Raw genomic sequence first — 26,674 nt, 5'->3', positions numbered from 1 at the left:
CTTCCGACCTCACGCTTATCAAGCGCGCGCTCTAACCAACTGAGCTACAAGCCCCTAACGCACATCCCGTTAAGGACCCTGGATCCTGCCGTTGCAGGCCCAGCGCGTGTTCGTCCGCGAAGAAAGAGAAACGAAGACGGCGAAATCCCGCCAATGCAGCTCAACGATCTGGCGATCTGTTGGCCACTGATGTTTCTAAAACGATCCGATAGTGAGCGTGAGCTCGCTGAAGGATCATCCTTAGAAAGGAGGTGATCCAGCCGCAGGTTCCCCTACGGCTACCTTGTTACGACTTCACCCCAGTCGCTGACCCTACCGTGGCCGGCTGCCTCCCTTGCGGGTTAGCGCACCGTCTTCAGGTAAAACCAACTCCCATGGTGTGACGGGCGGTGTGTACAAGGCCCGGGAACGTATTCACCGTGGCGTGCTGATCCACGATTACTAGCGATTCCAACTTCATGGGCTCGAGTTGCAGAGCCCAATCCGAACTGAGACGGCTTTTTGAGATTTGCTAGGGGTTGCCCCTTCGCATCCCATTGTCACCGCCATTGTAGCACGTGTGTAGCCCAGCCCGTAAGGGCCATGAGGACTTGACGTCATCCCCACCTTCCTCGCGGCTTATCACCGGCAGTCTCCTTAGAGTGCTCAACTAAATGGTAGCAACTAAGGACGGGGGTTGCGCTCGTTGCGGGACTTAACCCAACATCTCACGACACGAGCTGACGACAGCCATGCAGCACCTGTGTTCCAGGCTCCGAAGAGAAGGTCACGTCTCTGCGACCGGTCCTGGACATGTCAAGGGCTGGTAAGGTTCTGCGCGTTGCGTCGAATTAAACCACATGCTCCACCGCTTGTGCGGGCCCCCGTCAATTCCTTTGAGTTTTAATCTTGCGACCGTACTCCCCAGGCGGAATGCTTAAAGCGTTAGCTGCGCCACTAGTGAGTAAACCCACTAACGGCTGGCATTCATCGTTTACGGCGTGGACTACCAGGGTATCTAATCCTGTTTGCTCCCCACGCTTTCGTGCCTCAGCGTCAGTATCGGGCCAGTGAGCCGCCTTCGCCACTGGTGTTCTTGCGAATATCTACGAATTTCACCTCTACACTCGCAGTTCCACTCACCTCTCCCGAACTCAAGATCTTCAGTATCAAAGGCAGTTCTGGAGTTGAGCTCCAGGATTTCACCCCTGACTTAAAGACCCGCCTACGCACCCTTTACGCCCAGTGATTCCGAGCAACGCTAGCCCCCTTCGTATTACCGCGGCTGCTGGCACGAAGTTAGCCGGGGCTTATTCTTGCGGTACCGTCATTATCTTCCCGCACAAAAGAGCTTTACAACCCTAGGGCCTTCATCACTCACGCGGCATGGCTGGATCAGGGTTGCCCCCATTGTCCAATATTCCCCACTGCTGCCTCCCGTAGGAGTTTGGGCCGTGTCTCAGTCCCAATGTGGCTGATCATCCTCTCAGACCAGCTACTGATCGTCGCCTTGGTAGGCCATTACCCTACCAACTAGCTAATCAGACGCGGGCCGATCTTTCGGCGATAAATCTTTCCCCGTAAGGGCTTATCCGGTATTAGCACAAGTTTCCCTGTGTTGTTCCGAACCAAAAGGTACGTTCCCACGCGTTACTCACCCGTCTGCCGCTGACGTATTGCTACGCCCGCTCGACTTGCATGTGTTAAGCCTGCCGCCAGCGTTCGCTCTGAGCCAGGATCAAACTCTCAAGTTGGACTTGAACTTTGAACCGGCTGATCACAACGTTTGACGAGGTCCCACCATTGTCGACCGAAATCGACTTGCTGTCTGCGATTCACATCGCGGACAACGATGGTGTTTCCTTTGAAACGTGTACCGCCGAAGTCTTTCGTCCTCTCTCAGTACTCAAAAGCCGAAGCTCTTAAGTGGTCCGAGAGGCGCAAGGACTCCGCCGTCCACGTTTCTCTTTCTTCATCTTCACTTGTCAAACAGCCCGGGACCGGAGAGGCCCCAACCTTCCTGAGAGGAAGGGTTCCGACACCCTTACCGACGATGGATGAACTCCAACCGACTGGTGTCGGCTGTTGTGTCACTCAACAAGGTGAGGAGCATCAGTGGCGCGTTCGCTCGCCTTGGTCAGTGACCCGGCGGCGCCGCGCTCAGTGGTTGGGGTTATAGGCCCCGCCTTCCGGGCTGTCAACGCCAATCGTCAACAAATCGTCGCACAGTGGATCATGGAAAAAAAATCAAGCGATTCCAGTCAATTAGGAGGCCGCCGGGTGCGTCGGCCGGTCCCGCACGGTAAAAAATCTCAAAAAAAGTTTGCGCCCCTGGGGGCTCCTGAGGGGCTCCGAAGGCGGTCCTGGGCGCCCCTCCCGGGCGGCCCCAGGCGCCCGGCCGTTCAGTAAACTTTTTCCATATTAGGCGCCGTACTTGAGCCACAATCCCGCGGCGTTCTGATAAGAGACAAGCTTGAATCGCGGGGTGCCAGTGGGGGCTGCCGCGATTTTCGTAGGGTCAGAGGAAGGCAATCATACGATGAGGCGGCCTTCTTCCGACATTCGAGAGACTTCGAGAGACCTTCACCCGTCCAGCTGTTCGTAATTTCGGCCGGCCCTATTGCAGGGCTTTCTGAGCGCGGGCGCCTGTGCGGCTTGCCTTTTCCGGCGATCCCCCTGCAAGAGGGCGGCCGGAACGGGGTTCGAAACGGGCATCTTGGGTCGTTGATTGGGGGACTTGGGTTGAACCACAGGACGTCACGCGGCGCTTACGGGCGTGAGACCGGGATCATCGATCTCGGCCACGAGCCGCCGCTGTCCGTCGATGGTTCGGAAGCCGCCGTCATCGATCGCCGCCGCGTCTCCGTGCAATGGTTCAGCGGTACAATTCTGACCGGACTCTGCGGCGCAGCCCTGATCGGCGGCGCCGTTTTCGCGTCGCTCGACGGCGAGATGACCTTCGCCAAGGTGCCCGAGCGTGTCGAAGGCGCGCTGCGCGGTGCGTTCGGCGCAGCCGATCGCGCAGCCACGCTGCACAAGAGCGATCGCCTGCCGCCGCCGAGCGAATCCACCGCCTCGCGCAACATCGTGCGCGTCTCGACCGTCGCCCGCGTCGGCAATCGCGACGTGATGCGGGTGCGCCCCTTCGTCCGGATCGCCGGCAACCTGTCGATGACGACGAGCGATTTGTCGGCGAAGATCCCGCCGTTCAACGCCCAGCGTCTGCTCACCGACGTCGGCTCCGATCCGAAGACCGCCTCCGACGATCCCAACAATCCCGAAGCCGTCGAGCCCGACGCCGAGGTCTCCTTCGTGACCAAGGATCTGTCGCCGGTGCTGCCGAAGGCGAAGATTTCCGCGGTGGTCGCGCTCGACGACATCCTGATGCGGGTGCGCGATGCCGCCAATTGGCGCGGCAATGGCGGTGTCCGCTACGCCTCGCTCGCCAATGCCACCGCCGACGTCTCCGGCGCGACCGGCGCCTCCGACATCCGCAGCGCCTACGCCCCGGAAACGTCGTCGTCCGATCCCTATGCCGGTTTCGAGACGCGCGTGGTGCCGGAAAACGTCACGCTGCTGCCCAAGACCAAGGAGCAGATCACCGGCGGCAATCCCAGCGGCGAACGCGTCCATCTGGTCAAGAAGGGCGACAGCGTCGGCTCCGTGCTGCGCGATCTCGGCGCGACGCCTGAGGAGATCAAGGCGATCACCGCAACGCTCGGGCCCCGCGGCCGCGACGGCGGCCTGAAGGAAGGCGAGAAGCTGCGCATCCTGATGGCGCCCGCGAGCCCCGGCGCAAGGCTCCAGCCCTATCGCGTTGTGGTTGCAAACGACACCATGGTCGAGGCGATCGCGGCGCTGTCCGACCTCGGCAAATACGTCGCGGTCGACGTCTCCAGCATGAACACCGTCGCTGATGCCACGGCCAACGCCAACAGCGACGACGATGACGACGATGACGGCACCGGCGTGCGGCTCTACCAGAGCATCTACGAGACCGCGATGCGCAACAAGGTCCCGATGCCGGTCATCGAGGACATGATCAAGATCTACTCCTACGACGTCGATTTCCAGCGCAAGGTGCAGCCGGGCGATTCCTTCGACGTGTTCTACGCCGGCGAGGACGAGGGCGTGACGTCGAGCGAAAAGAACGACGTGCTGTTCGCTTCCCTCACGGTCGGCGGCGAGACCAAGAAATACTACCGCTATCAGAGCCCTGACGACGGCGTCGTCGACTACTATGACGAGACCGGCAAGAGCGCGAAGAAGTTCCTGGTGCGCAAGCCCGTCAACAACGCCATCATGCGCTCCGGCTTCGGCGGCCGCCGCCATCCGATCCTGGGCTATGTGAAGATGCACACCGGCGTCGACTGGGCCACCGCCTACGGCACGCCGATCTTCGCCTCAGGCAACGGCGTGATCGAGAAGGCCGGTCCCGAGGGCGGCTACGGCAAATATATCCGCATCAAGCATTCCAACGGCTACGAGACCGCCTACGGCCACATGTCAGCGTTCGCCAAGGGCATGGAGGTCGGCAAGAAGGTGCGGCAGGGCCAGGTGATCGGCTTCGTCGGTTCGACCGGCCAGTCGACGGGTCCCCACGTCCACTACGAAATCCTCGTCAACGGCCGCTTCGTCGATCCGCTGCGCGTGAAACTGCCGCGCGGCCGTTCGCTGGAAGGGGCGGTTCTGGCAGGCTTCGAGAAAGAGCGCGACCGGCTCGACGGCATGATGAGCGGCCGCGGCGGCGCCATCGCCCGCATGTCGGACGCGACCGGCGGCCCGCTCCAGGTCACCAACCGGTAATTTCCCCGCGATTCCCGCCGTTCCCGGGCCGGATCGCTCCTCCCTCCACACTTCGCGGAACCGATCGGCAGCGTCTCGATTGATTCGCGCGACCAGTCTTTTGCCGTTGAGCCAGAGGAGGACCGCCATGCAGCATCTCTCTCGCGACGACGTCACCAAGGCCGTTGGCAGCGTGGATGACGTGACGATTGCAGAGATCATCGGAACCGGCGCCACCGTCGAGGAACTCGCGGAAGCCCAGGCCTGGCTCGCCAATGACGAGCCCATGATCAACGATTTGCGTCCGCTGGCGCAGGGCCGCGTCCGTGCGCTCGTGGACATCCTGTCGGAGCTCGAACAGGACGGCGAAGAGGAAGGGCCGGCCTCGCCCGGCACGATGTCTCCAGCCAGCTAGCAAAGCAGCCTGAAAAACAATTCGCCCCGGAGAGGACGACCTCTCCGGGGCGAACTTTGTTTTGCGACGAGCCGCCCGGTCAGTTCAGCTTGCGCTTCGACACCGGCGCGTCGAACTGGGTGATCTCCGCGGTCTGCGCCGCCTTGCCGTTGAAGGTCAGCACGTTGCCTGCGGACGAGATCGCAACGGTATCGCCGTCCTTGACGTCGCCGCCGAGGATCATCTCGGCGAGCGGGTCCTGGAGGTAGCGCTGGATCACCCGCTTCAGCGGCCGGGCGCCATAGGCGGGATCCCAGCCCTTGGCCGCGAGCCAGTCACGCCCCGCAGCGTCGAGCGTCAGCACGATCTTGCGATCGGTCAGCAGCTTCTGCAGCCGCGCGAACTGGATCTCGACGATCCGGCCCATCTCGCTCCGCTGCAAGCGGTGGAACAGGATGATCTCGTCGACACGGTTGAGGAATTCGGGGCGGAAATGCGCCCGCACCGTTCCCATCACCTGCTCACGCACGGCTGAGGTGTCTTCGCCCTCGGGTTGATTCACCAGAAACTCCGAACCGAGGTTCGAGGTCATGATGATCAGCGTGTTGCGGAAATCGACGGTACGGCCCTGGCCATCGGTCAGGCGGCCGTCGTCGAGCACCTGCAACAGGACGTTGAACACGTCAGGATGCGCTTTCTCGATCTCGTCGAACAGCACCACCTGATAAGGCCGGCGCCGCACCGCTTCGGTGAGCGCGCCGCCCTCGTCATAGCCGACATAGCCCGGAGGCGCGCCGATCAGCCGCGAGACCGAGTGCTTCTCCATGTACTCGGACATGTCGAGGCGGACCATCGCGGTCTCGTCGTTGAACAGATACTCGGCGAGCGCCTTGGTCAGCTCGGTCTTGCCGACGCCGGTCGGCCCCAGGAACATGAACGAGCCGGTGGGCCGGTTCGGGTCCTGAAGGCCCGCACGCGAGCGGCGCACGGCGGTTGCGACCGCACGCACGGCCTCGGCCTGGCCGACGACGCGCTGCCCCAGCTGCTCCTCCATCTTGAGAAGCTTCTCCTTCTCGCCTTCCAGCATCTTGTCGACGGGCACGCCGGTCCAGCGCGAGACCACCTGCGCGATGTGGCTGGCGGTGACCGCCTCCTCCATCATCTCGCCGGAGTTCTCCTTCGCCTCGATATCGCCGAGCTTCTTCTCCAGCTCCGGGATCCTTCCATAGGCCAGCTCACCCGCCTTCTGGAATTCGCCGCGCCGCTGCGCATTGGCGAGCTCGACGCGCAAGCCGTCGAGCTCCGCCTTCAGCTTCTGGGCGTTGGAGAGCTTGTTCTTCTCCGCGCTCCAGCGCGCGGTGAGCGCCGTCGACTTCTCCTCGAGCTCGGCCAGCTCCTTCTCGAGCGCTTCGAGACGGGTCTTGGAGCCGGGATCGCTTTCCTTCTTCAGCGCCTCCTGCTCGATCTTGAGCCGGATGATCTCGCGGTCCAGCGAATCCAGCTCTTCCGGCTTGGAATCGACCTGCATCTTCAGCCGCGCCGCGGCCTCGTCCATGAGGTCGATCGCCTTGTCGGGCAGGAAGCGGTCGGTGATGTAGCGGTTGGACAGCGTCGCCGAGGCAACAAGCGCGGAATCGGAGATCCGCACGCCATGATGCTGCTCGTACTTGTCCTTCAGGCCGCGCAGGATCGAGATGGTGTCCTCGACCGAGGGCTCGCTGACGAAGATCGGCTGGAACCGCCGCGCCAGCGCGGCGTCCTTCTCGACGTGCTTCTGATACTCGTCGAGCGTGGTCGCGCCGATGCAATGCAGCTCGCCGCGGGCGAGTGCGGGCTTGAGCAGGTTGGACGCGTCCATCGCGCCATCACCCTTGCCGGCGCCGATCAGCGTGTGCATCTCGTCGATGAACAGGATGAAATTGCCCTCGCTCGCGGTCACCTCCTGGAGCACGGCCTTCAGCCGCTCCTCGAACTCACCACGGTATTTTGCACCGGCAATCAGCGCGCCGAGGTCGAGCGACAGCAGCTTCTTGTCCTTCAGACCCTCGGGCACGTCCCCGTTGACGATGCGCAGCGCGAGCCCTTCGGCGATGGCGGTCTTGCCGACGCCGGGCTCACCAATCAGGACGGGATTGTTCTTGGTCCGTCGCGACAGCACCTGGATGGTGCGGCGGATCTCCTCGTCGCGGCCGATGACCGGGTCGAGCTTGCCGTCGCGCGCAGCCTGGGTCAGGTCGCGGGCATATTTCTTCAGCGCGTCATAGGCATTCTCGGCGGTCGCCGAGTCCGCGGTGCGGCCCTTGCGCAGCGCCTCGATCGCCGCGTTGAGATTTTGCGCCGTGACGCCGCCCTTAGCGAGGATCGCACCTGCCTCGCTGGTCTTCTCCAGCGTGAGGCCGAGCAATAGCCGCTCGACGGTGACGAAGCTGTCGCCGGCCTTCTCGCCGGCCTTTTCGGCGGCATCAAAGGTGCGGGCGAGCTCGGGCGCGAGATAGATCTGCCCGGCGCCGCCGCCACTGACCTTCGGCACCTTGTTCAGGGCTTCCTCGGTCGCCTTCAGAATTGCACGGGAATTGCCGCCGGCGCGGTCGATCAGACCGGCAGCGAGCCCCTCATTGTCGTCCAGCAGGACCTTCAGCACATGCAGGGTTGAAAACTGCTGGTGCCCCTCGCGCACCGCGAGCGACTGCGCGGACTGGATGAAGCCCCTGGAGCGTTCGGTATACTTGTCGATGTTCATTTCTTTTCTGTCCCTCGGCCTGCCCCTGGAGCCCTCTAAGGCACTCCAAACGGCATCTTCACTGGGTTTCCGCTGGCTGCGTTGACGTTCCTCAACCAGCAGCGGTCGTTATCAGCCGGCGCTGGCGCCGGCCTGACCCAGATGTGGGAAGCGTGCCCCCGGATCGAAAGAGGCGAGTTCACAATTTCGTGCGCTGATCCGCCGGCTTGGCGGGATGCGGTCGAATCCCTTAAGTAGCGGCATGACAGCCAGCCAGACCGCCGAGATCACCGGCCTCTACCGCTACCCGATCAAGGGCCTGACGCCGGAGTCCCTGCCCCGCGTCCCCTTGCGGATCGGCCAGACCCTGCCCGCCGACCGCCGCTACGCCATCGAGAACGGCCCGAGCGGGTTCGACCCCGAAGCCCCCGAGTGGAAGCCGAAGATCCAGTTTCTGATGCTGGCGCGCCATGAGCGGCTGGCGTCGCTCGACAGCCGTTACGAGGACGCGACCCACCGCCTGACCATCCGCAAGGACGGCCAGATCGTCGCCAGCGGCGATCTCGAGACCGCCGCCGGGCGCGCCGCCATCGAGAGCTACTTCACCGAGAATTTCCAGCCGGAGCTGAAGGGCCCGCCAAAGGTTCTGTCCGGCCGCGACCACAGCTTTTCCGACGTCGCCCGCAAGGTCGTGTCGATCATCAATCTCGACAGCGTCCGCGCCATCGAGACCATGCTTGGCGGCACCGCCGTGCATCCGCTGCGCTTCCGCGCCAATCTCTACGTGAAGGGCTGGCCCGCCTGGTCGGAGCTCGACCTTGTCGGCCAGACGCTCGCGATCGGGCAAGCCCGGCTGAAAGTGGTCAAACGCATCGTCCGCTGCCCGGCCACCAATGTCGATCCCGTCACCGCCGCGCGCGACCTCGAAATCCCACCGACGCTCTCGCGCCATCTCGGCCACATGGACTGCGGCATCTATGCCGAGGTGATCGAAGGTGGCGAGATCGGCGTCGGAGATGCGGTCGCGGTGGAAGAGCCGAAGCTGGTGTGAGCTTCCTGTAAGGGCTTACGGGCGCGGCCACCTCGTTTTGCGCATTTCAGCTGTCCCAATCGTCTCACGTTCAGGGTCCACTGAAACGTTGGCCGATCGTGCGCGCGCTTCCCACGTTGCGACATATCTTTGGGAAATTTGCTGTGCTGGCCGAAGCAAGGTCGCGCCGGCGCCGGATACTCCTGCTCGCCCTTGCCCTGCTGGCGCTCCGCGAGCCGGCATCATTGGCGCAGAATGCCGGCCAGCCCGGAACGGACGACGACATGCCGAGCCCGCCGGCGATCGGCATGCCTCACGCCGATCAACCTAGCCGTCCGCCGCTGGACGAGCCGCCGCCGCTCAACCTTGGCGGCCCGGACAATCCGGCCAGATCCGGTATGCTCGGCACGCGCTGGACTGCCTACGCGCGTGCCGTTCAGGCCGCGCTGGAGACGGCGACGAGGGAAAATGCGAGGACCCGCGACAAGCCCTTCGACGTCCAGTGTGAGATGTGGATCGATTCAAAGGGGCATGTCACCCGGGTCCAGCTTGCCAGGCCGTCCGGCGATGCCGACATCGACGCCGCATTTCGCAACGAGATCTTGCCCAGACTGACGCTGCCGGCACCGGCGAGCGACATGCCGATGCCGGTCAAAGGGCACATTACCGCGCGCGTTCCGCGCTAGGGCATGATCCGGCAAAGCGCGCCGCTGCCGTAGGGTGGGCAAAGGCGCGCCGTGCCCACCATCCTCTATGCGGACAGAGGTGGTGGGCACGCTACGCTTTGCCCACCCTACTGCTCTGTCGCTGCTTTCAGTTCGGCATCACATACGCATAGATCCGCCCGCGCGAGACCGGGGCCTCGCGGACGCGATTGCCGTTGTTGCCGGAGATCATGATCGGATTGCCCTGCGCGTCGATGCCGGTGATGATGCCGACATGGCCGCCGCGGCGGCCGCGCGACATGACCGCGATGGCGCCGACCTGCGGACCGGAGACACGGGTGCCGTACCGCGCGAACGAGCTCGCCATGTCGGAGCCGGTGCCGCGATGGCCTGTATGCTCCAGCACCATGTTCATGAAGCGCGCGCACCACAGGCTGCCTCGTCCCGTGGGATTGCCGCCGAGATAGCGGCGCGCCTCGGACACGACACCCGATCCGCCGCCAAAGCTGCCACCGCTCACAGCGTTGCTGGTCATGCCGCCGCCGTTGGCGCTCGGATCATAGCTGGCCTGGCTGTCGGCAAAGCCGCTCGCCTGCAATTGCGCCGCGCGGCGCTCGAAACGCGAGCTGCGGGCATGGTGCCGGTAATGATGATGTCTGGCATGGTGCACGTAAGCGTGCCGCTCCGCGCTATGACGATGGTGTGGCCGCGCTGAGGCCGGAGAAACGAACGCGGCAACCGCCGCGAAGAAGAACGCCAGCGCGACAATACAACGCGACAGGCGGTACGCAAACAACTCAACCATTCTTCATCCTTAGTTACACCCCCACTTCCCGTCGGCCCGTGCGGTGGCCGACATCCGCCGGGCCGTAAAGCTTCCGGATGTGGCGAGAAAAAGACTGCCGTGTCGGCGAATGGCTGCGATGATTTTGCATTGGAGCTGGTCTGGTGCTGCCGCATTGCGGACAACACCATTAACTGCGATCCTCTGTTTGCGGCTTGAACAGAGGGAAACAGTTAATGCCCCACGCCACGACCAGGGATGACGTCCGCATCTATTTCGAAGAGGCGGGTCAGGGAACGCCGATTATTTTTCTGCACGAATTCGCGGCCGACTACACCAATTGGGAGCCGCAGATGCGTTACTTCTCGCGCGGCCACCGCTGCATCACCTATTCCGCGCGCGGCTACACGCCATCCGACGTGCCCGATGGCGAGGTCTACACCTACACGCACTTCTACACCGACGCGCTCGCGGTGCTCGATCATCTCGGGATCGAGCGCGCGCATCTCGTCGGGCTCTCGATGGGCGCCTATTCGTCGCTCCAGATCGGATTGAACGCGCCGCATCGCGCGCTGTCGATGACGCTGGCCGGCGTCGGCTCCGGCTCGGAGCTCGAAAATCTCGATGCCTGGCGCAAGCAGTGCCGCGCCAATGCCGAACAGTTCGAGACGCTGGGCTCCGCGGAAGTCGCAAAGGTCACGCGCGAGGCACCGAGCCGTATACCCTTCCTGGTCAAGGACCCGCGCGGTCACGCCGATTTCTACGCCGCACTGGCGCGCCACGATGCCAAGGGCTCGGCGCACACGATGCGCGGTTTCCAGGGCGGCCGTCCCTCGATCTACACGCTGACGGATGCGATCAGGGCCGTGACAACGCCCGCGCTGATCATCTGCGGCGACGAGGACGATCCGTGCGTCGGGGCGAGCCTGTTTCTGAAGAAGCATCTGCCGGCCGCGGGCCTCGCGATGTTTCCGAAATCCGGCCACGTGCTCAATCTCGAAGAGCCCGCGTTGTTCAACGAGAGCGTGGAGCGGTTCGTGACGCTGGTGGAAGCAGGGCGATGGCCAGTGCGCGATCCGAGGTCGCTGGCGGCGCATTAGCCACTTGCTGTCATTCCGGGATGCGCCGGAGGCGCAGGCCCGGAATCCATCGCGCGACAGCCTATGCGGCCCAATGGATTCCGGGCTCGCGCTTCGCGCGCCCCGGGATGACGGAGAACCTACTTCCGCCCGCCGCGGCTCAGCAGAAACACGCCCTGCTCGCCGAACATGTTCCAAACCCACCACGGCAATCGCAACCGCAGAGGACGACCGTAGAGGTCAAGCGCCTCGGCGCGCTCCATCTTGACGCCGATCGCATCGCAGAGCTCGACGAAATCCTTGATGGTGCAGAAATGGATGTTGGCGGTGTCGTACCAGCTTGCCGGCAAATTCTCGGTGCGCGGCATGTGGCCGCCGATCAGGAGCTGGAGCCGCATCTTCCAGAAGCCGAAATTGGGGAACGACACGATGGCGCGACGGCCGATGCGCAGCAGGTTTTCGAGCACCACGCGCGGCTGCCGTGTCGCCTGCAGCGTCTGCGACAGGATCACGTAGTCGAAGGCATCGTCGGGATAGTTGACAAGGTCGGTGTCGGCATCGCCCTGCACCACCGCGAGGCCCTTGGCAACGCAGCGGTTGACGCCCTCGCGCGACAATTCGATGCCGCGGCCATCGACGCCGCGCATCTCCAGAAGCTGAAGCAGATCGCCGTCACCGCAGCCGACGTCGAGCACTTTCGAGCCGGGCTTGACCATCTCGGCGACCAGCAGATGGTCCGCACGGAAATGCGCGGATTGCTCCGCAGTGAACCCATTCAACGGCAGCACTTCCTGTACAGACATCGCTAGCTGTCCTTGCCCGTGAGCCCGCGGGCCTTGCCTGCCGATTGCAGGAAGGCGCGGGAGATGTCGAAGAATTCGGGAACGTCGAGCAGGAAGGCGTCGTGGCCGCGGTCGGTCTCGATCTCGGCGAACGACACCCGCGCGCTCGACGCGTTCAGCGCATGCACCAGCGCGCGCGATTCCGAGGTCGGGAACAGCCAGTCGCTGGTGAAGGAGACCACGCAGAAGCGGGTCTGGATTCCCGCGAACGCCTTCGCCAGCACGCCGCCGTGATCGGCGGCGATGTCGAAATAGTCCATCGCGCGGGTGAGATAGAGATAGGAGTTGGCGTCGAAGCGCTCGACGAACGAGGAGCCCTGGTAGCGCAGATAGGACTCGACCTGGAAGTCGGCGTCGAACGAGAAGGTCGGCAGCTCGCGGTCCTGCATGCGCCGGCCGAATTTCCGGTGCAGAGCCGCGTCTGACAGATAAGTGATGTGCGCGGCCATGCGCGCGACCGCGAGGCCGCGATGCGGATGAAGACTGCGATCGGCATAGCCGCCATTGTGCCAGTCGGGATCCGCCATCACGGCCTGGCGGCCAAGCTCGTGGAAGGCGATGTTCTGCGCCGAGTGCCGCGTCGAGCAGGCGATCGCGAGCGCGGAGAACACGCGGTCAGGATAGGCCGCGGTCCATTGCAGCACCTGCATGCCGCCCATCGAGCCGCCGACCACCGCGAAGAGCGTGTCGATGCCGAGCCGGTCGATCAGCATCGCCTGCGCGCGCACCATGTCCGGAATGGTGATGACCGGAAAATCGAGCCCCCACACCTTGCCGGTGGCGGGATTGATCGAGGCCGGCCCCGTGGAGCCCATGCAGCCGCCAATCACGTTGGAGCAGATGATGAAGTAACGGCTGGGATCGATGGGGCGGCCCGGGCCGACCAGCGTGTCCCACCAGCCGGGCTTGCCGGTGACGGGGTGCAGATTGGCGACGTGCTGGTCGCCGGTCAGCGCATGGCAGATCAGAACGGCGTTGGAGCGATCGGCATTGAGCTCGCCATAGGTCTGGTAGGCGATCTGAAACGGAGCCAGATCGACGCCGCAATCGAGCCGCAGCGGCTGATCTGCGCCGAAACGCGCGACCTGCGAACTCGGGTGATCGACCTCGTGCGAGCGCTCATCGGCGCTGATCGCAGGACTCGGAATCGACTTGACGCTACCCATCTGATCATCGACCTCGTTTGCGATCGGACTTCAGACCGCTACTTGCATCAGGCCATGAAAAACCCGGCCTGAACGATAGGTTCGGCCGGGATCGGAAGCGTCCCCGGCCTGTTTAGCGAGTTTTTTAACGTGGCTGCAAGCCGGCCGGCTCAAATGACCACGGAACAGGCAAAATCTACTGTCTTGGGCGGTTTTCGTCAAGTCGCGGCCCGGATTAACCAAAATCGTCCTTGAAACGCCGGCCGAAAAGGTCGTCATTTCTCTTTGCTTTCGCCGCCCTGACTGCCTAATCAGGACATCGACCGCAACGGAATCCGGCTAGCCCATTGGCCTGCCCGATCCGCATTGGAACGCCTCTCAACGGCACTTCGCAGAACAGCATCCGGCAGATATGTCCCAACGTCCGCCCGCGCCACCATCGCTCCAGGAATTGCGCAAGGAGATCGACGCGATCGACGCGGACATGCATCGCCTGCTGATGCAACGCGGCGACATCATCGACCGCCTGATCCAGGTGAAGCAGACCCAGGAGGTCGGCTCCGCGTTCCGGCCTGCGCGCGAAGCCGCGATGATGCGCGACCTCGTGCAGCGCCATCGCGGCATCCTGCCGCTCGACACGGTCGAGAGCATCTGGCGCGTGATCATCTCGACGTTCACCTACGTGCAGGCGCCGTTCTCGGTGCATGCCGACATCTCCGTAAGCGAGCCGGCGATGCGCGATTCCGCGCGATTCCATTTCGGCTTCACCGTGCCTTACGTCGCGCATTTCAGCGCACAGGCTGCGGTCGAGGCGGTGGCGAAATCCAAGGGCGACCTGGCACTGGTCTCGGCGACGTCGAGCCGCACGCCGTGGTGGCTGGAGCTGGAAGCGGAAGGCGCGCCGAAGATCATCGCGCGGCTGCCTTTCGTCGAGCGCGCCGATCATCCGGCGGCACTGCCGGTGTTCGCGGTCTCGCGCGTCGCCGACAGCGCGCTGGTGACGGAGGTCGAGACCTTCAGCGTGCGTGTCTCGGGGTGGAACGCCGAGGTCGCGCGGACCCTGTCGCCGCTCGCCGAGATCGTGGCGGTGCCCGATACCGCCTTTGACGGAGCCGCGCTGCTGGTGTCGGTCACGAGCGCAACCAGCATCGACAAGATCAAGGCTGCCCTGATCGAAGCAGGGGCCTCGGTGCGCTCCACGGCCCTCGTCGGCAGCCACGCAACGCGCTATACGGTGACCCCGACCGGGTCGAAATCGTAAGTCTCGCGCCCAGCCACTTTCGGAGTTGAAGATGTCCCGCCCCGTGCCGAATCCCGGCATTCTCGATATTGCGCCCTACACGCCCGGCAAGAGCCCGGTGCCGGAGCCGGGCCGCAAGGTGTTCAAGCTCTCGGCCAACGAGACGCCGTTCGGACCATCACCGAAGGCGATCGAGGCCTTCAAGCGCGTGGCGGATCATCTGGAGGATTATCCGGAAGGCACCTCGCGGGTGCTGCGCGAAGCGATCGGCCGCTCGTTCGGGCTCGATCCGAACCGCATCATCTGCGGCGCCGGTTCGGACGAGATCCTCAACCTGCTTGCCCACACCTATCTCAGCCAGGGCGACGAGGCGATCTCGACCACCCACGGCTTCCTGGTCTACCCGATCGCGACCATGGCGGTTGGCGCCAAGAACGTCATCGCACAGGAGACCAACCTCACCTGCAACGTCGACGCCATCCTCAAGGCGGTGACGCCGAAGACGAAGCTGGTCTGGCTCGCCAATCCCAACAATCCGACCGGCACCTATGTGCCGTTCGACGAGGTCAAGCGCCTGCGCGCCGGCCTGCCGTCGCACGTGCTGCTGGTGCTGGATGCCGCCTATTCCGACTACGTTTCACGCAACGATTACGAGATGGGGATCGAGCTGGTCGCCACCACCGAGAACACGGTGGTGACGCACACCTTCTCCAAGATCCACGGCCTCGCCGCGCTGCGCATCGGCTGGATGTTCGGCCCCGAGCACATCATCGACGCCGTCAACCGCATCCGCGGGCCCTTCAACGTGTCGACGCCGGCGATGTACGCCGCGGTCGCGGCCATTGAAGACACCGCACACCAGGCGATGTCGAAACAGTTCACCGAGACCTGGCGCAACTGGCTCACCGATGAGATCGGCAAGCTCGGACTGAAGGTGACGCCGAGCGTCGCCAATTTCGTGCTGATCCACTTCCCGACCGACGGCAAGACCGCGGATGCCGCCGACGCCTACCTCACCAAGCGCGGCCTCGTGCTGCGCGCGCTGAAGAATTACGGCCTGCCGCATTCGCTGCGCATGACCATCGGCACCGAGGAGGCCAACCGCCTCGTGGTCGACGGCTTGCGCGATTTCATGGCCGGCAAATGAGCGCGAACCCGCATTTCCAGCGCGTCGCGTTGATCGGCTTCGGCCTGATCGGCGGCTCGATCGCGCGCGCTGCGAAGCTCCAGGGCCTGGCGGGCGAGATCGTCACCACCGCGCGTTCGGAGAAGACGCGCGCGCGGGTGATGGAGCTCGGCATCGTCGACCACGTCGTGGCGACCAATGCGGAAGCGGTGAAGGACGCCGATCTCGTCATTCTCTGCATTCCCGTCGGCGCCTGCGGCGAGGTGGCGAAGGAGATCGCCGAGCACCTGAAGCCCGGCGCTGTGATCTCCGACGTCGGCTCGGTGAAGGGCGCGGTGGTCAGGGACATGGCGCCGCATCTGCCGAAGACCGTCCATTTCGTACCGGCGCATCCGGTCGCGGGCACCGAGCATTCGGGCCCGGATTCCGGCTTCGCCGAGCTGTTCATCAACCGCTGGTGCATTTTGACGCCGCCTGATGGCGTCGATGCGGCGGCGACCGATCGGCTGCGCGCGTTCTGGGCGGCGATGGGCGCCAAGGTCGAGGTGATGACGCCGGACCATCATGATCTCGTGCTCGCCATCACCAGCCACCTGCCGCATCTGATCGCCTACACCATCGTCGGCACCGCCGACGAGCTGGCGCAGGTGACGGAGTCAGAGGTGATCAAGTTCTCGGCCGGCGGTTTCCGCGACTTCACCCGCATCGCGGCGTCCGATCCGACGATGTGGCGCGACGTGTTCCTCGCCAACAAGGAAGCCGTGCTGGAGATGCTCGGCACCTTCACCGAGGATCTCGCCAAGCTCACGCGTGCGATCCGCCGCGGCGACGGCGAGGCGCTGTTCGACCATTTCACCCGCACCCGCGCCATCCGCCGCGGCATCGTCGAGATCGGCCAGGATTCGGCCGCAGCCGACTTCGGCCGGCCGCATGCGGCGCTGAAGAAGCCGTAAGCTCCGCCTGTCATTCCGGGGCACCCGAAGGGCGGGCCCGGAATCCATCGGGCCAAAACGCGTGCGGTGAAATGGATTCCGGGCTCGATGCTACGCATCGCCCCGGAATGACGACAAATCAATCAATACAGCGGCGGGATCTGGCCGACCTTGATCGGGCCGAGCAGCACGGCGCCGTCGACGAATTTCAGCGGGAAGCTGCGCGCCTTCTTGCCCTCCAGCGTGCTCTCGGTGCCGATCGAATTGATGCCGGCGGCAACGCCCGCGTTGGCGTTCTGCTTGATGACCTTACCGAGACCGGGCACGGCGCGGTCGAGCGCGCCAAAGAGATTGTTGAGGTCCTGCGATTTCACGCCGGGCGCGACGCGGTCGAGGGTCGCCTGCGGCACGCCCTCCTCCAGCATCTTCTCGATGCCGAGCGCGGGGATGACGCGCTCGAGGCCCGTCATCGTCATCTGCAATTCGCCGTCGAGCCGGCCATTGGCGGAGAGGCCGAGCGTGCCGGCCGCAACCGCGATCATCTCGCCCTGCTGGATGCGCGACTGCACGATCTCGATATGGCCGCCTGCGGCCTGGATCTCGCGGAAGCGCTGCGGCCAGGGCTTTGGCGTGAGGTCGGAAAGGCCCGTGATCTTCGCGCGCGTGTCGGCTTCGAACGGCTCGGCGAGCAAGGGGTGAACGCCCTGGATGCTGCCTTGCGCGACGTGGAGCACGGTCTCGATGACAGGGCGATCGGAGGTCGATCCGTCCGCCAGGCGCCCGTGCAGCTCGACCTGCTTGGCACGCGCGAGCGGCACCTGCACCGAATTGTCGAGCCTGTTGAGACTGGGATCGTCGAACACGAGGGAGGCACGGTCGGGCACGGCGGGCAGGCCGACCACGCTGCTGCGGCCCTTGCTCCAGTTCACCACGAAGGTGTTTTGCGTGATGCCATCGGTCAGCGTCGCCGGCGCGGAGAATTCGGCGATGACGTGCCTGGGATCGTAGACCTGGGCGACCACCAGGATGTTGTCGAGCCTCGCCGTGAACGGCGTCTTGCTGGCGTTCTGCGACACCAGGGCGACGCTGGCGCCGGAGCACTGCACCTCGAAGCGGAACGGGAAGCCGGCGATCGAGCGCTTGGCGCAATCATAGATACGGCCGGCCTTGGCCTCCTGCGCGCGCCAGGCATCGGCGGCCACCTCGGCCTGCGAGGCCGCAAAGAACCAGAAGCCGCTCCACGCGAGGGCGAGGATCAGGAGGAGAACGGGTGCGATGAAAAGGCGCCAACGGGAGCGCCGGCCTGCGGCAACGGTCATATCGGACATGCGGCGACCCTTTGGCCCCAGATTTTGTCAAATGTAAGCGAGGTCCGGTCCCGCCGAAAGGCTGAGAATCCGCTTCGCTTGGGGGCCCGGTTCTGGTAGCCGTGCCCGAAATGTCGGAAATCACCCTCCCCTCCATCACCACAGCCAAAGGCGACCTCTGGGTGTTCGGCTATGGCTCGCTGATGTGGCGGCCGGGCTTCGAATTCGAGGAGCGCGTCCCTGCGCGGCTGGTCGGCGAGCACCGCGCGCTTTGCGTCTATTCCTTCGTGCATCGCGGCACGCCGGAGAAGCCGGGCCTGGTGCTCGGGCTCGACCGCGGCGGCGCCTGCCGCGGCATCGCCTTCCGCGTCGCCGAGACAAACCGCACCGACGTGGTCGCCTATTTGCGGGCGCGCGAGCAGGTCACCTCGGTCTATCGCGAGGTGATGCGCTCGGTGTGGCTGGAGAACGATGCGCGCCAGCGCGTCTCCGCGCTCGCCTATGTCGTCGACCGCGGCCATGTCCAATATGCCGGCCGGCTGTCGCTCGCCGAGCAGCACCGCCACGTGATCCAGGGCCACGGCCAGTCCGGCGCCAACCGCGACTACGTCACGGCGACGGTGAAGGCGATCGAGGCCGAGGGTTTTCGCGACACGCAATTGCATCAGCTCGCGACCATGCTGCATGGGGAAGCACATTCGCTGCACACGTCCGACGAAGACAGCGAAAACCGCTAGCTCGCAGACGGCGCATAGCTCGGCGCGGAGCCGATCAGTTGCTCCTGCTCTTTCCGCCCCGCTTCGACGAGGCGGCCGGTCGCGTCTTCGATCGCACTTTGCACGCGGGACAGAAACTCGTCCTTCGGCAGGCCAGGCGGCAGCGGATCGAGGAACTCCACCACCAGCGTGCCGGGATAGCGCATGAAGGTGCGGCGCGGCCAGAACAGGCCGGAATTGAGCGCGATCGGCAGACACGGCACACCACAGGACGAATAGATCTGCGCAAAGCCGGTCTTGTAATCGGGCGGCGCGCCCGGCGCGCGGCGCGTGCCTTCCGGAAAGATCACGAGCTGCTTTCCGCTGCGCACCGCCTCGCGCGCGCGCCGCGTCATGTCCAGCAGCGCCTTCACGCCGGCATTGCGATCGATCGCGATCATGCCGGTCTTGACCAGGAACTGGCCGAACACCGGGATCTGCATCAGCTGGCGCTTGAGGATGAAGATCGGGCGGTTGAAGAAGCCCGGCAACACGAACGTCTCCCAGAACGACTGGTGTTTTGCCACGATCAGCAGCGGCCCGGCCGGGATCTTCTCCGTGCCCCGGAATTCCACCTTGATGTTGCAGACCACGCGCATCAGGACCAGCGTCGCCTTCGCCCACCATTCTGCGACCGTCAGCATGGCGCGCGGCGGCAATGCGAAGGTCGGCAGCGCCACGATCGCGAGACACACCAGCACGGTGTAGAACAGCACGTTGAACACGAGCGAGCGCAGGAAAATCAGGAACATCGAGGGTCCGATCAATTGGCCTGTGCGGTGGCGGGCCGCTTCGGTTGCTGGCCCTGAGGCTGCTCCGACATCTCGGGCGAAAGGTCAATCCCGAAATCCTCCAGGCGGATCCTGATCTCGGCCGCGATATACTTGACATATTCGGACAGGAGCAGCCGCAAGGTGGACGCCGAGGTCCACCACGGCTCCTCGCGCCATTTCTCGCCGACGACCGCGAACGGGATCAGCGTCGTCTCCGGCATCGCGTGGGAGAACTCCACCAGCGCGCGCGGCATGTGATAGTTCGAGGTGACCACGATCAGCGACTTGAAGCCGCGCCCCTCGGCCCAGCGCCGCGCCTCCGCCGCGTTGCCGCGGGTCGAGACCGCGGTGCGGTCGAGATCGACGCAGCAATGCATGAAGGACTGGTTCTCCGGCAGAGTCCGGGAGATGTCACTCGCGGTCGAGGTCGGATGCACGCCGGAGATCAGCAGCCGCTGGCCGTAGCCGGCAGCCAGCAGCTCCATCGCGTCCGACACCCGCGAGGAGCCGCCGGTCAGGACCACGATGCCGTCGGCCTTGCGGCTAGGGGCGATCTCGGCGCCCCGCAGTTGCGACAGGAATGCGACAAAGCCCGCCGCCGCGCCGACGAAGGCGAACGCGATCGTCGAGACCAATGCCGCGCGCAGCCAGCCGCGCGGCAGTTTCGGCGATCGATCGTCGGCCTTTGAGGTCATGTGATATCGGTGATCCCTTCCCAAGATGATTTTAAGACGTTTTGAGGCGAAGTGGAGTCTCGTTTCTCACCCCTCTCCCCTTGTGGGAGAGGGAAGAAGAACGCACTCAATCAATGTCATTCAATGTCGCAAAAAGGGTCTGGCGCGAGGCAACCGCCGTGATGGCGCCGATCAGCACCGCCTGCACCGCGAGCACCACATAGCCTGACGGCCGCAGCGAGAAGGTGCCGAGCAACGCCGCGAACTGATCGCCGACGGGCGTGCCGGAGAACCAGCCGGCGATCGACTCGGAGAAGCCGAACAGCAGCATGGCGACGCCGCCACCGATCACGCCGCCCTCCAGCCCCAGGCGGAGGAAATGGCGCAGGAAGTGGTTGGCGATGTAGCGGTCGCCGGCGCCGACGAAATGCAGGACCTCGACGATCGGACGGTTCGCCGCCATGGCGCCGCGGGTCGCGAACGACACCGAGATGATGGTCGCGACGATGACGAGCGCGAGGATGCCGATGCCGGCGAGCACGGTGGCATTGGTCATCGAGCGCATGCGCTCGATCCAGGCGCGGTGATCGTCGACGCTGGCGCTCGGTGCCACCTGCGTCACGCGCGCGCGCAAGGCAGCGAGATCAAGCTGCGTGCCCGGCTGCACCCGCGCGATGATCATGCGCGGCACCGGGAGGTCGTCCATCGACAGGCCCGTGCCGAGCCAGGGCTCGAGCAGCTTGCCGCTCTCGTCCTTGCTGAACGGCTTGACCTCGACGATGCCGGCCTGCGCGCGCATCGCTTCGGTCACGGCCGCGGTGTCGCGATCGAGATCGCGCCCCGCTTGGGGACGGACCTGGATGGTGATCTCGCTTGCGACATCGGACTGCCATTCCGCGGCGGAGGCGCTGACCAGCAGCACTGTGCCCGTCGTCATCGACGCCAGGAACGTCATGATGGCGACGACGGCGACCAGCGCGCGGCCGTGGATCGACGCGCGCGGCACGATCGGCGACATGTTGCGCGCCTTGGCAGGAAGCTGCGGACGCTCCTGTCCAAGGTCGACCAGCACGCCGCGCTCGTCGGTCCTACTCATAGACGTGCAGCCGTCCCTGATGCAGCACCAGCCGCCGCGCCTCGTACTGGTCCATCAGGCCGATGTCGTGGGTGGCGATGATGACGGCGGTGCCTGACTTGTTGAGCTCGATGAACAGCCGCAGCAGGCGGCGGCCGAGCGTCGGATCGACGCTACCGGTCGGCTCGTCCGCGAGCAGGAGCTGCGGCCGCGAGATCACGGCGCGCGCGATCGCCGCACGCTGCTTCTCGCCGCCGGACAGGATCGGCGGCAATGCGTCCATGCGGTCGCCGAGCCCGACCCAGCGCAAGAGGTCAATCACCTCCTTGCGGTAGCTCGACTCGCTGCGGCCCATGACGCGGAACGGCAGCGCGACGTTCTCATACGTCGTCATGTGGTCGAGCAGGCGGAAATCCTGAAGCACGATGCCGATGCGCTTGCGCAGATCTGCGATCTCGTCCTTGCCGAGCTGCGAGATGTCGTTGCCGAACAGATTGACGAGGCCCCGCGTCGGCCGGTGCGACAGGAACAACAGGCGCAGCAGCGACGTCTTGCCGGCGCCGGACGGGCCGGTGAGGAATTGGAAAGAATGCGCCGGAATCTGGAAGCTGAGGTCGCGCAGAATCTCCGGCCCCAGTCCGTAACGCAATCCGACATTTTCGAACCGAACCAAGTTCAGCTCCGTTCGAGAGGGGGCCGCGCCGCGGCACCCCGCCACACGCGATCAAGGGGTTGTGCGACCGTTATGGTTTCCGGTTCGTTAACGGTCGCCTTGTAGCATTTGGAGTGCCCGGCTCTCCGCGCCCGGGACATCGTCAAGACCAGTCCGTGCATCAAGGCCCGTGTCCATGCATATCGTCTGCCCTCATTGTACGACATCCTACGCCATCAAGCTCGCGAGCCTTGGGACGAACGGACGCACGGTCCGCTGCTCCCGCTGCAAAGAGACCTGGGTCGCCTATGCCGATGATGCCATCGAGGAGGCATCCGTTCCGGCCATGGCCGCGGCCAGCGAGTCCGAGGACCAGTCCGACCTCGCCGAGCAGTGGAACTCCTACGCCAAGGACGACGGTGCCGTCGATACGCCGGTCGTCGACAGCCCCTCCATCGCCAGCGACTGGCCGGCCGACGAGGCCAAGGACATGGAGGACGAGTGGTCGGCGGCCGCCCGCGCCGCCGAAGAGGACGCCCTCGGTGCGCAGCACCAGTCCTGGTTCCGCGGCCTGTTCAGCCGCCGCGGCGCGCGGGTGAGCCGCCCGGTCCCCGCCGCGACGTCGCGTAAATCGCATTTCGGCCTGCCCACCGCCTGCGCCGCCATGGGCGCGCTGGTGCTGGCCCTGATCATCTGGCGCGGCGACATGGTACGGCTACTGCCGCAGACCGCCGCGTTCTACAAGCTCGTCGGGTTCGACGTAAACCTGCGCGGGCTCGCCTTCAAGGACGTCAAGCTCTCCAGCGAGACCGTGGACGGTAAGCAGGTGCTGGTGATCGAGGGCGTGATCGTCGGCCAGGGCAAGAAGCCGCTCGATATCCCGCGGCTGCGCTTTGCCGTGCGCGACGCGCAAGGCGCAGAGATCTACGCGTGGAACACCGTGCTGGAACAGACAGTGCTGCAACCCGGCGAGCGCGCCTTCTTCCGCTCGCGCCTGGCCTCGCCGCCGCCGGAGGGCCGCAACATCGACGTCCGCTTCTTCAACCGGCGCGACATCCCCGGCGGCAGCGTATAATTGATCTCGCGTATGCTCCACGGGAGGTTGGTCCCAAGGTTGGTCTCATGCCGAAAATCCTGATCGCCGACGACGAGGATTCGATGCGCCAGCTGGTGGCGCGCGCCATCGCCATGGACGGCCACGAGATCGTCACCGCGCAGGACGGCGCCGAGGCATTGGAGATCCTGACCCGCGAGGACGGCGCGTTCGACCTGCTGCTCACCGACATTCAGATGCCGGTGATGGACGGCATCGCGCTGGCGCTCTCCGCCGCGCGCGATTTCCCTGGCCTCACCATCCTGCTGATGACCGGCTTTGCCGACCAGCGCGAGCGCGCCTCGAACCTCAATGCGCTGGTGCATGACGTCGTGACAAAGCCGTTCTCGGTGGCCGACATCCGCACCGCCGTGGCGGACGCGCTAGCGGCGAAGAAGGGGTAGCGGGCCACGCCAGCCCCACACACCGGCGTCATGCCCCGGCGTGACCGGGGCATCCAGTACGCTGCGGCAGGTGTGGCGAGAGCGAGCTCTTGAACGATGGCCTCTGGAATACTGGATCGCCCACCTGCGCGGGCGATGACACCGTCCCTCAAAAATCCTTCAGCAGCCGCTCGATATAGTCGAGCTCGATCTGCGGGCGCGAGGGATCGCCGAGGCGGCGGCGGAGCTCTTCGAGGATGCGGCGGACGCGCTGCGCATCGATCTCGCCGGGGATCTTGACCGTGTAGTCGTCGCTGAGATCGCGGCCATGGAGCGGACGGCCGAGCGGATCGGTCTGGTTGCTGCCGTTCTGCTGACGGCCGGCGCGGTTGCCGGGGCCGTCGCCCTGGCCCTCGCCGTCGCCCTGCTGCATCGCTTCGGCCATCTTCTGCGCGCCCTTGCGCAAGGCCTCGAGGGCCTTGCCCTGGGAGTCCACGGCGCCGTCGGCATTGCCCTCGCCGAGCTTCGAGCCGGCGTCGCCCATGGCGCCGTCGGCAGCGTCCAGACCGCCATCGTCATCACCGTCCTGATCGCCATCCTGGCCGGGCTGCCCCTGGTCGCCCTGCTGACCCTGCTGGCCTTTCTGATTCTGACCCTTTTGCCCCTTCTGCATGAGGCCGCGCTTGGCGAGCTGGTCCTGAAGCTTCTTCAGGCGGTCGCGCAGCGCCTGCTGGTCCTGCTGCAGGTCGGACATCGACTGATCGCCCTGCTTGCCGCGCGAACGATCGCGCCGGGAGTCCTGACCCTGCTTGAAGGTCTTGTCGCGCAATTGCTGCTGCTTGCGGATCATGTCGCTGAGCTCGTTCAGCGCTTGCTCCATCTCGCTGTCGCCGGATTGCCCGGGCTGCGCCATCTGGAGGTTTTCCATGATCTGCGCCAGCTGCTCGAGCAGACGCTGGGCGGCTTCTTTATTGCCTTCGCGCGCGGCTTTCTCGATCTGCTTCAGGAGATCGTCGAGATCGCGCTGCGTTATGACGGAGCGATCGCGATTGGAGGACTGGCTGCGTTCGGTCGCGCGCTTGTATTCCTCGAGCCGCTGGATCGCATCGGACTGGTTGTTCAGGCTCTTGCCGGATTCCTTCTGCCGCAGGCTGTCGCCGGAATCCTGCATCGCCTTTTCCGCGCTGTCGAGCAGCGCGTCAGGATCCTGATCCAGCTGGGCAGCGGCAGGCACGACGCTTCCCAACAGGAAGGCGAAGCAGGCGATCGAGATCGCCTTCAAGACTGGCACGCGCGCTAGCTTCCGCATTTCCGGTCCCGCGTAAACTGGTTGGCCCCGTCCTCGCCCTTGTTGGCCCGGCTGTTCGCCGACTTCCGATAGGCCTGAAGCTGCTGACGCAAGGCGTCCTGCTGCTGCGCCAGCTCTTCGAGCTGCTCGGGCGTGGCTTGCTGGGTCTTCTGTCGCAGCTCGATCGCCTTGTCGAGGATGAGCTGAACCTCCGCAGGGAACGGCTGCCGGGCTCCGAGCGGATTCTGCTCGGCGCGCCGGGCGAGATCGCGCACCTTGCCGGCCATGGCCTCGCGCAGCTTCTGCGTCAGCACCCGGATCTCGTCCTCGCTGGCGCCGCGTTCCAGCGCGTGCTTGAGCGCGTCCTGCGCCGCGCGCAGCGCGGCGTTGACGCTGCCGGCGACGCCGTCGTCCTCGATGGTGGTCGCGAACGCCCACATGCTCGACACCACCTCGCGCAGCGCGTCATCGGTGCGGGCCGCCTCGAGCTGCGACGCCAGGCTGCGCAGGCCGAGATAGCAGCCGGCATCCGGCGTGAACAATTCGGGCGCGATCATCAGCGCGTCCAGCGCCGCGTAGACCTCGGAATTCTTGTTGGCGTCGAGCGCGAGGATGCGGCGCTGCTCGATCAGCGCGCGCGCGAGCGAGTTGGTGAACAGACGCTCGGGCAGGCGCATGTTGAAGGGGTCGCTCTTCGCCTCGTTGCCGGCCTCATCCTTCGCGGTCAGTGTCAGCGTCACGTCGGCGCCGGCATAGGGATCCTCGCTGAGGTCCTTCACCGTCTGGCCGACGCCGTTGCGGGTGCGCGCATTCGGCAGCACCAGCGGGAATTTCGGCGGCTGGAACAGCGGCCGCGCGGCCGCGCCATTCTTGCCGCCGTCCTTGGCATCGGCGGGACGCAGGCCGATTTGCGCTTCGGCGCCGGTGACGCCGTAATCATCCTCGATCTTGTAGGAGAGCTGGAGCCCGCCGCGGGCCTGACGCTCCGGATCCTTGGCGAGCGCGATGGTCGGCGGATGGTCCGGCGTCGCCGTGAAGGCCCATTGCGGTTGCCCCGAGGGCGCGCGAACATGCGCGTTGCCGTCGCCGGTGATGGCGAAATGCTTTTCGTTGGTGCCCTTGGGCGTGGCCTCGGTGGGAGCGACCTCCTTCAGGCCACCGGAGACGGTGACATCGAGGCTGCCGCCCGAGGAGCGCACGATCAGGGTCGAGCCGGCGGGAACGGCGAGCGGGCCCGAGGCCGGCAGCGCCGCAGCCTCCTTGTTGGCGGCAGACAGAATCACCGGCGGCTTGCCGGTGTAGAGCGGCGGGGTGACCCAGGCATCGACGCGGACATTCGTCGGCGCCAGCACACCGTTCCAGTCGAAGGCGGCACCAAGCCGCATCGCACGTTCGTCGCCGGCGGCGAAGAAGGTCGCAACCAGCAACACCATCACCAGCGCGCGCAGCGCCCAGGGATCGTGGACGGCGAGGCGCGGATGCGGCAGACCGGCGCGGATGCGCTTGAGCGAGGCCAGCGTGCGCTCGCGCTGCGCCTGCCACAACGCCTGCGCGACAGGATCCTGCGAGCTCAGCGTATCCGTCAGCGTGGTCGCCGGGCGGTGACGAATGCCGGAGCCGCGATCGAGCCGGGCGAGCGCCTCCTCGCGGCTCGGCCAGCGGAAACGAACCAGCGGCAACAGCGCGGCAATCGCGAGGCCGGCGAAAATGACGAGGCCGATGGCACGCGCGACGAACGGCAACGTCAGCCATAGCCCGGCCCAGGACAGGGCCAGGAACAGGCCGACGACGGTCAGAAGCCGCGCCAGATTTGGCCAGGCACGCTCCCACGCGATGGCATAAAGGGCCCGATCAAGGGCCTGCGCCAGCTTCAGCCGCGACAGAGCGTCACTGTTGCGGATCGGGTCTGACGGGTCGGGGGTGACGCCGTTCAATCAACTCTCCAGGTTGCCCG

At 65.2% G+C, this 26,674-nt stretch carries 22 protein-coding genes, 1 tRNA gene, 1 rRNA gene and 1 riboswitch (1 of these 25 running past the window's edge); of the genes, 11 read left to right on the top strand and 13 right to left on the bottom strand.

Annotated elements, in window-relative coordinates:
* Both BRAGE_RS0143135 and BRAGE_RS0143130 read right to left on the bottom strand, forming a co-directional pair.
* Positions 1-54, bottom strand: a tRNA-Ile gene (locus BRAGE_RS0143135); it reaches 23 nt to the left of the window's first position.
* Between the two features lie 190 nt (positions 55-244).
* Positions 245-1,733: ribosomal RNA gene (locus tag BRAGE_RS0143130) — 16S ribosomal RNA — on the bottom strand.
* Positions 1,734-2,721: 988 nt separating this feature from the next.
* On the opposite strand from BRAGE_RS0143130, the gene BRAGE_RS0143125 reads away from it, so the two are divergent.
* Both BRAGE_RS0143125 and BRAGE_RS0143120 read left to right on the top strand, forming a co-directional pair.
* Positions 2,722-4,785, top strand: coding sequence for a M23 family metallopeptidase (locus tag BRAGE_RS0143125; protein WP_027562840.1), 2,064 nt, complete (start codon positions 2,722-2,724; stop codon positions 4,783-4,785).
* A 127-nt stretch (positions 4,786-4,912) separates the two neighbouring features.
* On the top strand, positions 4,913-5,179 hold the full coding sequence (locus BRAGE_RS0143120) for a hypothetical protein (protein WP_027562839.1): 267 nt from the start codon (positions 4,913-4,915) through the stop codon (positions 5,177-5,179).
* Positions 5,180-5,258: 79 nt separating this feature from the next.
* Here BRAGE_RS0143120 and clpB read toward each other — a convergent pair whose 3' ends face one another.
* Complete coding sequence (clpB, locus tag BRAGE_RS0143115; RefSeq protein WP_027562838.1) at positions 5,259-7,898, bottom strand: ATP-dependent chaperone ClpB; 2,640 nt, start codon at positions 7,896-7,898, stop codon at positions 5,259-5,261.
* A 241-nt stretch (positions 7,899-8,139) separates the two neighbouring features.
* On the opposite strand from clpB, the gene BRAGE_RS0143110 reads away from it, so the two are divergent.
* Positions 8,140-8,928: an MOSC domain-containing protein gene (locus tag BRAGE_RS0143110; RefSeq protein WP_027562837.1), complete on the top strand. Its 789-nt coding sequence runs from the start codon at positions 8,140-8,142 to the stop codon at positions 8,926-8,928.
* Between the two features lie 143 nt (positions 8,929-9,071).
* The gene (locus tag BRAGE_RS52005) at positions 9,072-9,593 is read left to right on the top strand and encodes a TonB C-terminal domain-containing protein (protein ID WP_051378330.1); all 522 of its coding nucleotides are present in this window, start codon (positions 9,072-9,074) and stop codon (positions 9,591-9,593) included.
* A gap of 127 nt (positions 9,594-9,720) precedes the next feature.
* On the opposite strand, the gene BRAGE_RS0143100 is transcribed toward BRAGE_RS52005, so the two are convergent.
* A complete protein-coding gene (locus BRAGE_RS0143100; RefSeq protein WP_027562836.1) occupies positions 9,721-10,377 on the bottom strand; it encodes a TIGR02594 family protein in 657 nt (218 codons plus the stop codon).
* Positions 10,378-10,592: 215 nt separating this feature from the next.
* Between BRAGE_RS0143100 and BRAGE_RS0143095 the strand changes: the two genes are divergently transcribed.
* Positions 10,593-11,456: an alpha/beta fold hydrolase gene (locus BRAGE_RS0143095; protein WP_027562835.1), complete on the top strand. Its 864-nt coding sequence runs from the start codon at positions 10,593-10,595 to the stop codon at positions 11,454-11,456.
* A gap of 119 nt (positions 11,457-11,575) precedes the next feature.
* On the opposite strand, the gene metW is transcribed toward BRAGE_RS0143095, so the two are convergent.
* Positions 11,576-12,238 carry a methionine biosynthesis protein MetW gene (gene metW, locus BRAGE_RS0143090; RefSeq protein WP_027562834.1) on the bottom strand — a complete coding sequence of 221 codons (663 nt, stop codon included), beginning with the start codon at positions 12,236-12,238 and terminating at the stop codon, positions 11,576-11,578.
* 2 nt (positions 12,239-12,240) lie between these two features.
* The gene (gene metX, locus BRAGE_RS0143085; RefSeq protein WP_027562833.1) at positions 12,241-13,443 is read right to left on the bottom strand and encodes a homoserine O-acetyltransferase MetX; all 1,203 of its coding nucleotides are present in this window, start codon (positions 13,441-13,443) and stop codon (positions 12,241-12,243) included.
* Positions 13,444-13,534: 91 nt separating this feature from the next.
* Positions 13,535-13,614: riboswitch (SAM riboswitch) on the bottom strand.
* A gap of 220 nt (positions 13,615-13,834) precedes the next feature.
* Here metX and BRAGE_RS0143080 point away from each other — a divergent pair.
* The 3 genes from BRAGE_RS0143080 to BRAGE_RS0143070 are packed head-to-tail and all read left to right on the top strand — an operon-like array spanning position 13,835 to position 16,741.
* Positions 13,835-14,683 (top strand): chorismate mutase, encoded by an 849-nt coding sequence (locus tag BRAGE_RS0143080; protein ID WP_027562832.1) that lies wholly within the window; start codon positions 13,835-13,837, stop codon positions 14,681-14,683.
* A gap of 31 nt (positions 14,684-14,714) precedes the next feature.
* A complete protein-coding gene (gene hisC / locus BRAGE_RS0143075) occupies positions 14,715-15,809 on the top strand; it encodes a histidinol-phosphate transaminase (RefSeq protein WP_027562831.1) in 1,095 nt (364 codons plus the stop codon).
* A complete protein-coding gene (locus BRAGE_RS0143070; protein WP_027562830.1) occupies positions 15,806-16,741 on the top strand; it encodes a prephenate/arogenate dehydrogenase family protein in 936 nt (311 codons plus the stop codon). The genes hisC and BRAGE_RS0143070 overlap by 4 nt, the downstream gene beginning before the upstream one ends.
* A gap of 122 nt (positions 16,742-16,863) precedes the next feature.
* Here the strand turns inward: BRAGE_RS0143070 and BRAGE_RS0143065 are convergent, their stop codons facing one another.
* On the bottom strand, positions 16,864-18,048 hold the full coding sequence (locus BRAGE_RS0143065; protein WP_027562829.1) for a DUF2125 domain-containing protein: 1,185 nt from the start codon (positions 18,046-18,048) through the stop codon (positions 16,864-16,866).
* A 110-nt stretch (positions 18,049-18,158) separates the two neighbouring features.
* On the opposite strand from BRAGE_RS0143065, the gene BRAGE_RS0143060 reads away from it, so the two are divergent.
* The gene (locus BRAGE_RS0143060; RefSeq protein ID WP_027562828.1) at positions 18,159-18,764 is read left to right on the top strand and encodes a gamma-glutamylcyclotransferase; all 606 of its coding nucleotides are present in this window, start codon (positions 18,159-18,161) and stop codon (positions 18,762-18,764) included.
* On the opposite strand, the gene BRAGE_RS0143055 is transcribed toward BRAGE_RS0143060, so the two are convergent.
* From BRAGE_RS0143055 to ftsE, 4 genes are all read right to left on the bottom strand, one after another.
* Positions 18,761-19,534, bottom strand: a complete 774-nt coding sequence (locus tag BRAGE_RS0143055) for a lysophospholipid acyltransferase family protein (protein WP_027562827.1) — start codon at positions 19,532-19,534, stop codon at positions 18,761-18,763. The two genes, BRAGE_RS0143060 and BRAGE_RS0143055, sit on opposite strands and share 4 nt — an antisense overlap.
* Before the next feature lie 11 nt (positions 19,535-19,545).
* Positions 19,546-20,250, bottom strand: a complete 705-nt coding sequence (locus BRAGE_RS0143050; protein ID WP_027562826.1) for a YdcF family protein — start codon at positions 20,248-20,250, stop codon at positions 19,546-19,548.
* A 106-nt stretch (positions 20,251-20,356) separates the two neighbouring features.
* A complete protein-coding gene (locus BRAGE_RS0143045) occupies positions 20,357-21,325 on the bottom strand; it encodes a cell division protein FtsX (protein ID WP_027562825.1) in 969 nt (322 codons plus the stop codon).
* Positions 21,318-21,977, bottom strand: a complete 660-nt coding sequence (gene ftsE, locus BRAGE_RS0143040) for a cell division ATP-binding protein FtsE (protein WP_027562824.1) — start codon at positions 21,975-21,977, stop codon at positions 21,318-21,320. The genes BRAGE_RS0143045 and ftsE overlap by 8 nt, the downstream gene beginning before the upstream one ends.
* Positions 21,978-22,152: 175 nt before the next feature.
* On the opposite strand from ftsE, the gene BRAGE_RS0143035 reads away from it, so the two are divergent.
* Together BRAGE_RS0143035 and BRAGE_RS0143030 are read left to right on the top strand one after the other, a co-directional pair.
* A complete protein-coding gene (locus BRAGE_RS0143035) occupies positions 22,153-23,031 on the top strand; it encodes an MJ0042-type zinc finger domain-containing protein (RefSeq protein ID WP_027562823.1) in 879 nt (292 codons plus the stop codon).
* 47 nt (positions 23,032-23,078) lie between these two features.
* Entirely contained in the window at positions 23,079-23,453 is a 375-nt protein-coding gene (locus BRAGE_RS0143030) for a response regulator (protein WP_027562822.1), read from the top strand.
* Between the two features lie 148 nt (positions 23,454-23,601).
* Here BRAGE_RS0143030 and BRAGE_RS0143025 read toward each other — a convergent pair whose 3' ends face one another.
* Together BRAGE_RS0143025 and BRAGE_RS0143020 are read right to left on the bottom strand one after the other, a co-directional pair.
* The gene (locus BRAGE_RS0143025; RefSeq protein ID WP_027562821.1) at positions 23,602-24,741 is read right to left on the bottom strand and encodes a DUF4175 family protein; all 1,140 of its coding nucleotides are present in this window, start codon (positions 24,739-24,741) and stop codon (positions 23,602-23,604) included.
* Positions 24,729-26,654 carry a TIGR02302 family protein gene (locus BRAGE_RS0143020; protein WP_027562820.1) on the bottom strand — a complete coding sequence of 642 codons (1,926 nt, stop codon included), beginning with the start codon at positions 26,652-26,654 and terminating at the stop codon, positions 24,729-24,731. Before BRAGE_RS0143020 ends, BRAGE_RS0143025 begins: the two co-directional genes overlap by 13 nt.
* Positions 26,655-26,674: the final 20 nt, after the last annotated feature.

It is taken from the genome of Bradyrhizobium genosp. SA-4 str. CB756 (genome assembly GCF_000473125.1).
GTDB lineage: Bacteria > Pseudomonadota > Alphaproteobacteria > Rhizobiales > Xanthobacteraceae > Bradyrhizobium > Bradyrhizobium arachidis.
This window is presented reverse-complemented; position numbering and strand designations above follow the sequence as displayed.